The 13,007-nt window shown below is 72.6% G+C and carries 11 protein-coding genes; 7 read left to right on the top strand and 4 right to left on the bottom strand.

The features are described 5' to 3' along the window. The first annotated feature begins 256 nt into the window (after positions 1-256). The 4 genes from ACWD5O_RS25340 to ACWD5O_RS25355 all read left to right on the top strand — a co-directional run bounded on the left by ACWD5O_RS25340 (position 257) and on the right by ACWD5O_RS25355 (position 7,567). Positions 257-4,012: a multifunctional oxoglutarate decarboxylase/oxoglutarate dehydrogenase thiamine pyrophosphate-binding subunit/dihydrolipoyllysine-residue succinyltransferase subunit gene (locus ACWD5O_RS25340; RefSeq protein WP_387325985.1), complete on the top strand. Its 3,756-nt coding sequence runs from the start codon at positions 257-259 to the stop codon at positions 4,010-4,012. Positions 4,013-4,118: 106 nt separating this feature from the next. Further along, complete coding sequence (locus ACWD5O_RS25345; RefSeq protein WP_088987811.1) at positions 4,119-4,304, top strand: DUF6104 family protein; 186 nt, start codon at positions 4,119-4,121, stop codon at positions 4,302-4,304. Positions 4,305-4,385: 81 nt separating this feature from the next. Then, positions 4,386-6,455, top strand: a complete 2,070-nt coding sequence (pta, locus tag ACWD5O_RS25350) for a phosphate acetyltransferase (protein ID WP_354963774.1) — start codon at positions 4,386-4,388, stop codon at positions 6,453-6,455. Beyond that, on the top strand, positions 6,452-7,567 hold the full coding sequence (locus tag ACWD5O_RS25355) for an acetate/propionate family kinase (RefSeq protein WP_450086761.1): 1,116 nt from the start codon (positions 6,452-6,454) through the stop codon (positions 7,565-7,567). The genes pta and ACWD5O_RS25355 overlap by 4 nt, the downstream gene beginning before the upstream one ends. Positions 7,568-7,633: 66 nt before the next feature. On the opposite strand, the gene ACWD5O_RS25360 is transcribed toward ACWD5O_RS25355, so the two are convergent. Beyond that, positions 7,634-7,807 (bottom strand): hypothetical protein, encoded by a 174-nt coding sequence (locus tag ACWD5O_RS25360; protein WP_450086762.1) that lies wholly within the window; start codon positions 7,805-7,807, stop codon positions 7,634-7,636. Between the two features lie 158 nt (positions 7,808-7,965). Between ACWD5O_RS25360 and ACWD5O_RS25365 the strand changes: the two genes are divergently transcribed. The 3 genes from ACWD5O_RS25365 (at position 7,966) to ACWD5O_RS25375 (ending at position 10,121) form a co-directional block, all read left to right on the top strand. Continuing rightward, entirely contained in the window at positions 7,966-8,871 is a 906-nt protein-coding gene (locus ACWD5O_RS25365; RefSeq protein WP_354963771.1) for an alpha/beta hydrolase family protein, read from the top strand. A 29-nt stretch (positions 8,872-8,900) separates the two neighbouring features. Beyond that, positions 8,901-9,080 (top strand): hypothetical protein, encoded by a 180-nt coding sequence (locus tag ACWD5O_RS25370; RefSeq protein ID WP_450086763.1) that lies wholly within the window; start codon positions 8,901-8,903, stop codon positions 9,078-9,080. Positions 9,081-9,155: 75 nt separating this feature from the next. Continuing rightward, positions 9,156-10,121 (top strand): alpha/beta hydrolase family protein, encoded by a 966-nt coding sequence (locus ACWD5O_RS25375; RefSeq protein ID WP_387325973.1) that lies wholly within the window; start codon positions 9,156-9,158, stop codon positions 10,119-10,121. Between the two features lie 50 nt (positions 10,122-10,171). Here the strand turns inward: ACWD5O_RS25375 and ACWD5O_RS25380 are convergent, their stop codons facing one another. The 3 genes from ACWD5O_RS25380 to ACWD5O_RS25390 form a co-directional block, all read right to left on the bottom strand. Beyond that, positions 10,172-11,134 (bottom strand): zinc-binding dehydrogenase, encoded by a 963-nt coding sequence (locus ACWD5O_RS25380; RefSeq protein WP_387325970.1) that lies wholly within the window; start codon positions 11,132-11,134, stop codon positions 10,172-10,174. A 99-nt stretch (positions 11,135-11,233) separates the two neighbouring features. Beyond that, complete coding sequence (locus ACWD5O_RS25385; RefSeq protein WP_450086764.1) at positions 11,234-12,448, bottom strand: NAD(P)-dependent malic enzyme; 1,215 nt, start codon at positions 12,446-12,448, stop codon at positions 11,234-11,236. 143 nt (positions 12,449-12,591) lie between these two features. Next, the gene (locus ACWD5O_RS25390; protein ID WP_387325964.1) at positions 12,592-12,942 is read right to left on the bottom strand and encodes a S24/S26 family peptidase; all 351 of its coding nucleotides are present in this window, start codon (positions 12,940-12,942) and stop codon (positions 12,592-12,594) included. Positions 12,943-13,007: the final 65 nt, after the last annotated feature.

The following is a 13,007-nucleotide window of genomic DNA, read 5'->3' on the forward strand; positions in this document are numbered from 1 at the left end:
CCTGCCGAGGAGCGCCCGTGCGGACATCCGTACCGGTACTCAGGCGCCGGCGCCGGCCGACCTATCAGCCGTCGGGCCGACCCGCAGCACTTGCTGAACTTCTGGCATCTTCTGTGAATCGGACCACGCGGCCGAGGCGGAAATGCCTGCGGGATCCGTACGGCGTAGCCTGGGAGCCGTCCTGTCCGTGCTCCGAACCGGGCGCGACGGACACCGCGTGACACATAAACCCGCGTGAAAGAGGCGATTACCGGCCGTGTCGACCCAGCAGACTTCGCAGGATAACCCACTGGCGGGTTTCGGCCCGAACGAGTGGATCGTCGAGGACATGTACCAGCGCTACCTCGCCGACCCAACGAGCGTCGATTCGGCCTGGCACGACTTCTTCGCCGACTACCGACCCGCGCCGGGTGCCGCCACCCCGCGCGGCGGTGAGTCGACGGGCACGCCGGCCGCGGCGCCGGAGCCGGACGGCCAGCCCGAGGCGGCCGCCTCGGTCAGCCAGCCCAGCGCCGCGGCGAAGCCGGCGGCCGCCAGCAAGCCGGCCGCCGCGCAGCCGGCACCGGCCAAGGCCGCACCCGCTCCGGCGAAGGCCGCCGCCCCGGCGAAGGCCGCCCCGGCCAAGCCGGCCGAGAAGGCCGCCGCGCCGAGCGCCGACGGCCCCCAGACCACGCCGCTGCGCGGGGTCGCCGCGAAGATCGTCCAGAACATGGACGCCTCGCTGAGCGTGCCCACCGCGACCAGCGTGCGCGCCGTCCCGGCCAAGCTGCTGGTGGACAACCGCATCGTGATCAACAACCACCTCGCCCGCGGGCGCGGTGGCAAGGTCAGCTTCACCCACCTGGTCGGCTACGCGATGGTCCGGGCGCTGGTCCAGCACCCGGAGATGAACAACTCCTTCGCCGAGGCCAACGGCAAGCCGGCGGTGGTCCGCCCGGCACACGTCAACCTCGGCATCGCCATCGACCTGGCCAAGCCGGACGGCACCCGCAACCTGGTGGTCCCCTCCATCAAGGGCTGCGAGCAGATGGACTTCCGGCAGTTCTGGCAGGCGTACGAGGACGTGGTCCGGCGGGCGCGGCGCAATGAGCTGACCATGGAGGACTACTCCGGCACCACGATCTCGCTGACCAACCCCGGCGGTATCGGCACCGTGCACTCGATGCCGCGGCTGATGCAGGGGCAGAGCGCGATCATCGGCGTCGGCGCGATGGAGTACCCGGCCCCCTACCAGGGCATGTCCGAGGCCACCCTGGCCGAGCTGGCGGTCAGCAAGATCATCACGCTGACCAGCACGTACGACCACCGGATCATCCAGGGCGCGCAGTCCGGCGAGTTCCTCAAGGTGATGCACGAGCTGATCCTGGGCGAGCACGGTTTCTACGACGAGATCTTCACCTCGCTGCGGATCCCGTACGAGCCGGTCCGCTGGGTACGCGACGTCGCGGTCAACTCCGAGGGCCAGATCAACAAGACCGCGCGGGTGCACGAGCTGATCCACGCCTACCGGGTGCGCGGGCACCTGATGGCCGACACCGACCCGCTCGAGTTCAAGATCCGCAAGCACCCGGATCTCGACGTACTCCAACACGGGCTGACCCTGTGGGACCTCGACCGCGAGTTCCCGGTGAACGGTTTCGCCGGTCGGCAGCGGATGAAGCTGCGCGAGATCCTCGGCGTGCTGCGCGACTCGTACTGCCGCCGGGTCGGCATCGAGTACATGCACATCCAGGACCCGGAGGAGCGGCGCTGGATCCAGGAGCGGATCGAGCGCAAGTACGAGAAGCCCTCCCCGGACGAGCAGAAGCACGTGCTCAACCGGCTCAACGCCGCCGAGGCGTTCGAGACCTTCCTGCAGACCAAGTACGTCGGCCAGAAGCGCTTCTCGCTGGAGGGCGGCGAGTCGCTGATCCCGCTGCTCGGCGAGGTGCTGGAGTCCTCCGCCGAGAGCGGGCTGGACGAGGTCGTCATCGGCATGGCCCACCGGGGTCGGCTCAACGTGCTGGCCAACATCGTCGGCAAGCCGTACGAGAAGATCTTCTCCGAGTTCGAGGGACACCTGGACCCGCGCTCGACGCAGGGCTCCGGCGACGTGAAGTACCACCTGGGCCAGAACGGCAAGTTCACCACCCCCGACGGCGAGCACGCGGTCAAGGTGTCGGTGGTGGCCAACCCGTCGCACCTGGAGGCCGTCGACCCGGTGCTGGAGGGCATCGTCCGGGCCAAGCAGGACCGGATCGACCTCAAGCTGGAGGGCTACACCGTGCTGCCGCTGGCGGTGCACGGTGACGCCGCGTTCGCCGGGCAGGGTGTGGTCGCCGAGACCCTCAACCTCTCGCAGCTGCGCGGCTACCGCACCGGCGGCACCGTGCACGTGGTGGTCAACAACCAGGTCGGTTTCACCACCGCCCCGGAGTACAGCCGGTCCAGCCTCTACAGCACCGACGTGGCCCGGATGATCCAGGCGCCGATCTTCCACGTCAACGGCGACGACCCGGAGGCCGTGGTCCGGGTGGCCCGGCTGGCCTTCGAGTACCGGCAGGCGTTCAACAAGGACGTCGTGATCGACATGGTCTGCTACCGCCGGCGCGGGCACAACGAGGGCGACGACCCGTCGATGTCTAACCCGCAGATGTACAAGATCATTGATTCGAAGCGCTCGGTCCGCAAGCTCTACACCGAGGAGCTGATCGGTCGCGGCGACATCACCGTGGAGGACGCGGAGGAGCTGCTGCGCGACTACCAGGCGCAACTGGAGCGGGTCTTCAAGGCCACCCGGGACGCCGCCTCGGCGCCGCGCCAGCTCAACCGGCCGCGCCGTGAGGAGGAGCCGGAGCCGCAGGTCGACACCGCCACCGACGCCGCCGTGGTGAAGGCGATCGGCGAGGCGCACATCAACCTGCCGGAGGGCTTCACCCCGCACAAGCGGATCCAGCAGTTGCTCGACCGGCGGGCAAAGATGTCCGTGGAGGGCAACATCGACTGGGGCTTCGGCGAGATCATCGCGCTCGGGGCGCTGCTGCACGACGGGATCACCGTCCGGCTCGCCGGTCAGGATTCACGCCGCGGCACCTTCGTCCAGCGGCACGCCTCGGTGGTGGACGCCCGCACCGGCGACGACTACCTGCCGCTGAAGTCGCTCACCGGTGACGGCGAGCGCTCCCGGTTCTTCGTGCACGACTCGCTGCTCAGCGAGTACGCCGCGATGGGCTTCGAGTACGGCTACTCGGTGGAGAACATCAACGCGCTGGTCGCCTGGGAGGCCCAGTTCGGCGACTTCGTCAACGGTGCCCAGTCGGTGATCGACGAGTTCATCTCCTCCGGTGAGGTGAAGTGGGGTCAGCGCTCCGCGGTCACCCTGCTGCTGCCGCACGGCCACGAGGGTCAGGGGCCGGACCACACCTCCGGCCGCCCCGAGCGGTTCCTGCAGATGTGCGCCGAGGACAACATGCGGGTCTCCATCCCGACCACCCCGGCGAACTACTTCCACCTGCTGCGCCGTCAGGCTCTGTCGCCGAAGCGCAAGCCGCTGGTGGTCTTCACGCCGAAGTCGCTGCTGCGGCACAAGCTCTGCGTCTCGTCGGTGGAGGACTTCACCACCGGCACCTTCCAGCCGGTGCTGCGCGACACGGCCGCCCCGGCACCGGAGGCGGTGAAGCGGGTGCTGCTCTGCTCCGGCAAGATCTACTACGACTTGTTCCAGGCCCGGCAGCAGCGCGAGGTCACCGACACCGCGATCCTCCGGATCGAGCAGCTGTACCCACTGCCGGTGGAGGAGATCCGGGCCGCCCTGGCGCAGTACCCGAACGCGGAGGACTTCGCCTGGGTGCAGGAGGAGCCGGCCAACCAGGGGGCCTGGTCGTTCGTCGCGCTCAACCTGCTGGAGCACCTCACGGACGTCCGGCTGCGGCGGATCTCCCGCCCGGCCGCAGCCGCCCCGGCAGTCGGCTCCGCCAAGACCCACGAGGTCGAGCAGAACGCCCTGATCGAGGCAGCCCTCCCCCGCCCGTGATCTGACCGCACCGCGCGAGCCGGGGCAGGACCGTTCACAACGGCCCTGCCCCGGCTCCGTCGGTCCACCCGCCCGGCCGAGCCGGGACGAGCAAGAGGACGTACCCATGTACTTCACCGACCGCGGCATTGAGGAGCTGGTCGAGCGCCGGGGCGACGAGCAGGTCACCCTGGAGTGGCTCGGCGAACGCCTGCGCGACTTCGTGGACCTCAACCCCGACTTCGAGACCCCCATCGAGCGCCTGGCCACCTACCTGGCCCGACTGGACGACCCCGACGACGACGACGCCTAGACCCCGGCGGCTGCCGGTGATCGAGCTTGGAGGGGCCGGAGGACCCGGGCGGGAGGTCTTGCGATCTTCTAGGGTTGGGGCGTGGCCCGGAGCGTGTATCTGACGAGTGTGGGATCGGGCGGAGGTAAGTCGACCGTCGCCCTCGGGCTGGCCGAGTTGCTGTCCCGCCAGGTCGGGCGGATCGGCGCGTTCCGGCCGCTGGTCGCCGGCTCCGGCCCGGACCCGATCCTCGCCCTGCTCAGCGAGCGCTACCGGATCGAGCAACCGCTGACCGAACTAAGTGGGATGAGCTACGCCGAGGCCACCGCACTGGTCGCCGACGGCCGGCGGGAGGAGCTGATCTCCGCCGTCGTCGAGCGCTACCGGGCCGTGGAGCGGCAGTGCCCGGCGGTGGTTGTGGTGGGCAGCGACTTCGACGACCCGGGCGACCCGGCCCGTCCCCGGGAACTGGCCTTCAACGCCCGGCTGGCCACCGAGTTCGGCAGTGTGGTGGTGCCGGTGGTGGACGGCTTCGGGCAGGAGCCGGCGGCCATCGCGGCAGCCGTGCGGGGGGCGTACCACGATCTGGCCGACCTGGGCGCGACCGTGCTCGCGGTGATCGCCAACCGGGTGCCCGGGCCGATGACCCTGCCCGAGCTGCCGGTGCCGGCGTACGCCATCCCGGAGGTGCCGAGCGTGTCGGCGCCGACGGTGGCCGAGGTGGCCGCGGCGCTCGACGCCACCCTGCTCGCCGGGGACGACGCCGCGCTCGGGCGGGACGTGCTGGACTTCGTGGTCGGTGCCGCACACGTGCCCACGCTGCTGGACCACCTCACCGAGGGCGCCCTGGTGATCACCCCCGGGGACCGCGCCGACCTGCTCGTCGCCGCCAGCGCCGCGCACGTGGCCGGGCAGGTGTCGGTGGCCGGGCTGGTGCTGACCCTCGGCGAGCAGCCCGACCCGCGGGCGATGCGGTTGGTGGAGGGGCTGAACACCGGCTTGGCGGTGCTCTCCGTGCGCAGCGACAGCTACCACACGGTGGCCGCGTCCAGCCGGATCGAGGGCCGACCCAGCGCGGCGAACCCGCGCAAGGTGGAGGCCGCGCTCGGCGCGTTCGAGCGCTGCGTGGACACCGACGACCTGGCCCGCCGGCTGCGCGTCAGCCGGTCGACCCGGGTCACCCCCCTGATGTTCGAGAACGAGCTGATCGACCGGGCCCGGTCACAGCGCCGGCACCTCGTGCTGCCGGAGGCCGCCGACGAGCGGATCCTGCGCGCGGCGGAGATCCTGCTCCGCCGCGGGGTGGTCGAGCTGACCCTGCTCGGCCGGCCGGACGACATCTCCCGGCGTACGCGTGAGCTGGGCGTCGACCTCGGCGACGCGCACGTGGTCGACCCGGTGACCAGCGGGTGGCGGGACGATTTCGCGGTCGAGTACGCCCAGCTCCGCGCCCACCGGGGGGTCACCGCCGAGTTGGCGCACGACATCGTCGCCCAGCCGAACTACTTCGGCACCCTGATGGTGGCCACCGGACGGGCCGACGGCATGGTCTCCGGCGCGACGCACACCACCGCCGCCACCATCCGGCCGGCGTTCGAGATCATCCGAACCGTGCCGGAGGTCTCGGTGGCCTCCAGCGTCTTCTTCATGCTGCTCGCCGACCGGGTGCTGGTCTACGGCGACTGCGCGGTCAACCGCGACCCGGATGCCGCCCAGCTCGCCGACATCGCGATCTCGTCCGCGGACACCGCCGCCCGGTTCGGCATCGAGCCCCGGGTGGCGATGCTGTCGTACTCCACCGGCAGCTCGGGGGCCGGCGCGGACGTGGAGAAGGTCGCCACGGCCACGGCGCTGGTCCGGAAGCGCCGGCCCGACCTGCTGGTCGAGGGGCCGATCCAGTACGACGCGGCGATCGACCCGGCGGTGGCGGCGACCAAGCTGCCGGGCAGCGCGGTCGCCGGCCGGGCCACGGTCTTCATCTTCCCCGACCTGAACACGGGCAACAACACGTACAAGGCGGTGCAGCGCTCCGCCGGGGCGGTCGCCGTCGGCCCGGTGATGCAGGGCCTGCGCCGGCCGGTGAACGACCTGTCCCGGGGCGCGACCGTGCCGGACATCGTCAACACGGTGGCGATCACCGCCATCCAGGCGGCCACCGAGGAGGCGTCGTGAGTCGGGTGCTGGTGCTCAACTGCGGGTCGTCATCGGTCAAGTGGCGCCGCTACGACGCTGACCGGGTGCTCGACCAGGGCACCGTCGAGCGGGTCGGTGAACCCGGTGGCGGCCCGGCGGACCACACCAGCGCCGTCCGGGAGATCCTGGCCGGGCAGGACCTGAGTGGGCTGGCAGCGGTCGGGCACCGGGTGGTGCACGGCGGCCGGATGTTCGCCGCGCCGGTCCTGGTCGACGACGCGGTGCTGGCCGCGATCCGGGACCTGGTACCGCTCGCCCCGCTGCACAACCCGGCCAACCTGGCCGGCATCGAGATGGCCCGTGAGACGCTGCCGGACGTTCCGCAGGTCGCCGTCTTCGACACCGCGTTCCACCACACCCTGCCGGAGGCCGCGGCCACCTACGCGATCGACCGGGACACCGCCGAGCGGTACGCCATCCGCCGGTACGGCTTCCACGGCACCTCACACGCGTACGTCTCCCGGCGCACCGCGGAACTGCTGGGGCGCCCGTACGGGCAGCTCAACACGATCACCCTGCACCTCGGCAACGGTGCCAGCGCCTGCGCGGTGGCGGATGGCCGCAGCGTCGCCACCTCGATGGGCATGTCCCCGCTTCAGGGGCTGGTGATGGGCACCCGCAGCGGCGACCTGGACCCGGCCGTGATCTTCCACCTGCGGCGGGAGGCTGGGCTGTCGGTGGACGAGATCGACGACCTGCTCAACCACCGCAGCGGCCTGCTCGGGCTGACCGGCGTCAACGACATGCGCGAGGTGCTCCAGCGCAGGGCGGCCGGAGACCAGGCGGCGGAGCTGGCCTTCGACGTGTACTGCCGGCGGATCACCGGCTATGTGGGCGCGTACTACGCGCTGCTCGGTCGGGTCGACGCGATCACCTTCACCGCCGGGGTGGGCGAGCACGCGGCGCCGGTGCGGGCCGCCGCGCTGGCCGGGCTGGACCGGCTCGGCATCGTCGTGGACCCGACCCGCAACGCCGGGAACGGTGACCGGGTGATCTCGCCCGAGGGCACCGAGGTGACCGTCTGCGTCATTCGCACCGACGAGGAACGGGAGATCGCCCGGCAGGCCCGGGCCGTGGTCGAGGCCGGCTGACGCCATTCCGTGGGGCTCAGCACGCGGACATCTCACCGCCGGTCAAACCCGGCCGGGCCGGCAGGCTCAGCGCAGCGCCAACCAGGCGACGAGGGCAACCACCAGCACGACGACCACCGCCGCACCGATGATCAGCGGCAGGCGGGACGGGGACTCCGCCGACGCGATGGCCTCCGGCGTCTGGGTGAACGCGCGGAACGCCTCGGTGTTGCCGCTGGGGTCGGTGTAGTTCTCAGGCATGCCGGTGACCCTAGCGAAGCCGGTCGCGGCGCACCGCCCCCGCCCACGGCACCCGGTGGTGTCGACCCGACCGGCGGAGCTGACCCGACCCGGCCGGCGGGTGCGGCCGGACCGGACGGCGGGGTCGCTACCCACACCCGGGCACCTACCGTGGAACGATGGGGGCGGGGCGGCTGATCGCCGTACTGGTGACAGCGCTGCTGGCCGGTTGCGCGCCGGCCACCGCCGTGGCGGACGGGTCCACCGCCGCCCCGGTCGTGCCGTCGGCGCGCCGGGCGCCCGAGGGGTCGTACGTCGTCGGCGTGCGTACGCTCACCCTCGATCCCCGCTCGGCGCGCCCCCTGCCGGTGACCATCTGGTACCCGGCGTCACCCGACGGGGTGGCCGCCGGGCGGTTCCCGGTGGTCATCTACAGCCACGGCCTGGACAGCCGGCCCGGGCTGCACGCAGGGCTGACCACGCGCTGGGCGGCGGCCGGCTTCGTGGTGGCCGCTCCCGCGTTCCCGCACACCCGGCGCGGTGCCGCCCGGTTCACCCGAGCCGACGTCCGCAACCAGCCGGCCGACTGCTGGCGGCTCATCCGGCACCTGAGCCGTCTCGACACCGACCCGGATGATCCGCTCGCCGGTCACCTGGCCCTGGCATCGATCGCCGCCGCCGGCCACTCGGCCGGCGGCTTCACCACGGCCGGCATGTTCGCCGAGGGGCACCAGGCCCGGCTGCGCGCCGGGATCGTGATCGCCGGGGGCGGACTGCCCGGCAGTTTCGCCGGGCCGGCCGCGCCCCTGCTCTTCGTGCACGGCACGGCCGACCCGGTGGTGCCGGTCGCGGTCGGCCGGGCCGCGTACGGGCGTACCCCCGGCCCGGCCGCCTTTCTCAGCCTGCTCGGCCAGGACCACGGCGCGTACCTCACCCCGGACAGTCCGGGGTTCGCCCCCGTCCTCGCCACCACCACCGACTTTCTCCGCTGGACCCTCTACGACGACAGCGCGGCCGGCGCCCGCCTCCCCGCCGACGCCCGCACCCCCACCCTGACCCGCTACGAGTCCCGCCCGGCCCGCTGACGACCCCGGCCGCCCCGCTGCCGGCCGGGATGCTGGACGCGCCAGCGGGCCGGATCGGCGCGCTCACCGTGCCGACGATCTCGGTGTCAGCCCAGATCGAGTTCAAGCAGATGTACCCGATCTGGATGCCGGAGCGCCCGCGCCGACCAAAGGACGCCGACGACCTGGCCCGGCTGCGCGCCGCCGTCCCGCCGGCCGGAGAAGACTGAGCGCTGGGTGAGCGGGTGGCCACGCCACACCGAACGCGACCGAGCGGGTCAGCCGGGCAGGGCACAATTGAGTTCATGTCCCGTCGCGTCACCCCCGCGCTGCTGGCCAGCGCCCTGCTCACGGCCGGCCTGGTCGGCTGCACCGCGGACGCCCGGCAGGCCGAGAGCGGGCCGGCACCGGTCGAGCCCTCCTCCGTCGCCTCGGCGACGCCGCGGGTACCCGCCGGGACCGCGCCACAGCGAGCCTTCGCCGTCGGCGTACGCCAGCTCAAGCTGAACCGGGACGGCCGGGCGCTGCCGGTGACGCTCTGGTACCCGGCGGCCGGGGAGGCCGGCGGGGCGGTCAAGCGGTCGGCGGCGGCAGCGGCCGGCCGGTTTCCCGTGGTGATGTTCAGTCACGGCCTGGGCGGGCGGCCGGACGACTACGCCACGCTGCTGACCCGGTGGGCGGCGGCGGGCTTCGTGGTGGCCGCGCCGGCCTTCCCGCACACCTCCCGGGGCGGCGACGGCAACGTCCTCGACGTGCTCAACCAGCCGGCCGACGTGTCCTACACGCTGACCGAGGTGCTGGCGCTCGACGGCAAGGCGGGCGACCCGCTTCGCGGCCGGCTGGACGCCGAGCGGGTGGCCGCGGCCGGGCACTCGGCCGGCGGGGTGACCACCATCGGCCTGTTCACCGCCAGCCGGGACGAACGGCTGGACGCCGGCGTGGTGTTCGCCGGCACGGCGCTCGGCGTGGGTACGGCGTTCGCCGGCGCGGCCGCGCCCCAGCTGTTCGTGCACGGCGAGCTGGACGAGGTGGTCGACTACGCGGCGGGCCGGGCCGCGTACGACAAGGTGCCCTGGCCGAAGGCGATGCTGAGCCTGCCGAAGGGCGACCACGGGCGGGCGCTGCTCAGCGACGGCGCGGCGCTGCGGGTGGTCTCGGACACCTCCGTCGAGTTCCTCCGCTGGACGCTGTACGGCGACCCGGCGGCCAAGAAGCGCATCTCCACCGACGCGAAGCGCGGCGACATCGCCACCTTCGACGACCACCTGTAGGTAGCCGGCCGGGCGAAGGCGCGGATCATGAAAGCAACGCCGCGGACGCGTCAGGCGGTGTGGTCGACGACGACCTTGCCGAAGGCGTCACCGGAGTGCAGCCGGGCGAAGGCGTCCTCGACCCGGCTGAACGGGACGACGCTGTCCACCACCGGGCGCACGTCGCTGTCCGCGCAGAACGCCAGCAGCTCGTACAGCTCGCCGGGCGTGCCCATCGAGGTGCCCAGGATCTCCAGCTGCATGGCGAAGACCCGGCGGAGGTTGACCGCCGGCTCGTGACCGGCGGTGGCGCCGGAGACCACGATCCGGGCCATCGGCGCTGCCGACTTCATCGAGTGGTCGAAGGTGGCCGCGCCGACCGTCTCGATCACCACGTCGACCCGTTCCGGCAGCCGGGCACCCGGTTCCACGGCGGTGGCGCCGAGCGCGGTGATCCGCTCCCGCTTGGTGGCGTCGCGGCTGGTCGCGTACACCCGCTTACCCATCGCGACGGCGAGCGCGACGGCCGCGGTGGCCACGCCGCCGCCCGCGCCCTGCACCAGCACGCTGTCGGCGTCCTCGACACGGCCCTTGGTGGTCAACATCCGCCACGCGGTCAGCCAGGCCGTGGGCAGGCAGGCCGCGTCGGTCGCCGCCATCCCGTCGGGCAGCGGGACCAGGTTCGACCGGGGTACGGCGACCCGCTCGGCGAGGGTGCCGGGGAAGTACTCGGAGAGGATGGAGACCCCGCGCGGGTCACCCCGGGTGACCACCACCGGGTAGACGACCACCTGGTTGCCCTCCGGGTCCACGCCGACCGCGTCGCAGCCGAGGATCATCGGCAGCTGGGCCTCGGTGAGCCCCACCCCCCGCAGCGACCAGAGGTCGTGGTGGTTGAGCGAGGTGGCGCGCAGCTGCACGGTCACCCAGTCGTCCGCCGGGTGGGTCGGCTCGGGCCGCTCACCGACAGTGAGCGCGGCGAGCGGGTCGGCGTCGTCGAAGCGGGAGGCGAAGGCAGCACGCATGATCGGCACGGTAACAAGCCGAACGCCGGTTAAGAAGGGGCCCTTCCACACACCCGGCGTTAGGAAGGGACCCTTCCTATGCACCAGGCGTTAAGAAGGTGCCCTTCCTTACCGGCGGGCGACGCCGTCGCGGCGGGCGACGCCGTCGCGGCGGGCGACGCCGTCGCGGCGGGCCGCCTCGGCGACCGCCTCGGCCACCGCCGGGGCGACCCGGGGGTCCAGCGGCGACGGGACGATCGCCTCGGCGGTCAGCGACTCGGCCACCACTCCGGCGATGGCGTCCGCGGCGGCGACCTTCATGCCCTCGGTGATCCGGGTGGCCCGCGCGTCCAGCGCGCCCCGGAACACCCCGGGGAAGGCGAGCACGTTGTTGATCTGGTTGGGGTAGTCGCTGCGCCCGGTGGCGACCACCGCGACGTGCCGGGCGGCCACCTCGGGGTGCACCTCCGGGGTCGGGTTGGCCAGCGCGAACACGATCCCGCCGGGTGCCATGCCGGCGACCGCGGCCTCCGGGATCTGCCCGCCGGAGACGCCGATCAGCACGTCCGCGCCGCGCAGCGCCTCGGTGATGTCACCCTGCCGACCGTCGGCGTTGGTGGTCGCGGCCAGCTCGGCCTTGGTGCCGGTCAGCTCGGTACGGTGCCGGCCGATGATGCCCTTGGAGTCGCAGACCACCACCTGGTCGGGGTTGACGCCCCCGGCGACCAGCATCTTCGTCACGGCCACACCGGCCGCGCCGGCGCCGCTCACCGCGACCCGCAGGTCACCGAGCTTGCGGTTGAGCAGGGTGGCGGCGTTGCGCAGCGCGGCGAGCACCACGATCGCGGTGCCGTGCTGGTCGTCGTGGAAGACCGGGATGTCCAGCGCCTCGTCGAGCCGGCGCTCCACCTCGAAGCAGCGCGGCGCGCTGATGTCCTCCAGGTTGATCCCGCCGAACGAGGGGGCCAGCGCCCGCACCACGGCGACGATCTCGTCCACGTCCTGGGTGTCCAGACAGATTGGCACCGCGTCGACCCCGGCGAACTGCTTGAACAGCACCGCCTTGCCCTCCATCACCGGCAGCGCGGCACGCGGGCCGATGTTGCCGAGCCCGAGCACCGCCGAGCCGTCGGTGACCACCGCGACGGCGTGCGACACCCAGGTGTAGTCGTCGACCAGGTCGGGGTCGGCGGCGATCGCCTCACACACCCGGGCCACCCCCGGGGTGTACGCGAGGGAGAGGTCCTCCCGGCTGGTGAGCGGCACCGTCGAGGTGACGGCCATCTTGCCGCCCCGGTGCAGCTGGAAGACGGGATCAGCGGGGTCCACGGTGGACGAAGGCATGGCGGTGACTCCAGGATCTGTCGAGCAGACGGGGCGGCCGGCCCGGCCGCGAGGTGGGCGGCGAGCGGTGGCACGCGGTGCGGGGGGTCACCCGGGCACTTTCCGAGCATAGTGTCGACACTGCCACTCGGATGTGAGCAGGGTCATAACGGTCGACGCGGGACCCGTCCGGGGCGCGGCCAGTAGCGGGCCACCACCCGCCCCCGCACGTCGGCCACCCCGTACGCGCGGGAGTCGTCGGTGACCAGGTCGTTGTCCCCGCGCAGCCACCAGCCGCCGTCCTGTGCCCGGACCGCCCGTTTCACCACCAGCAGCTCGGGACGGGTACGGAAGACCGCGACCACCACGTCACCGGGGCGGATCGGACGACCGTGCGGGCGGACCAGCACCGCGTCGCCGTGCCGCAGCGTCGGCGCCATGGACGGGCCGGTCACCAGGATGGCGGTCAGCGGCCCGCGCAGCCGGGGAGCCCCCGCCGGGTGATCGGCCCGCACTGGTTTCACCTCCACCCGCTTCGGGGAGCATTCCCAGGAGTAATGTCGCCTTTGATCATCGCAAA

The organism is Micromonospora sp. NPDC005161, from assembly GCF_053599855.1.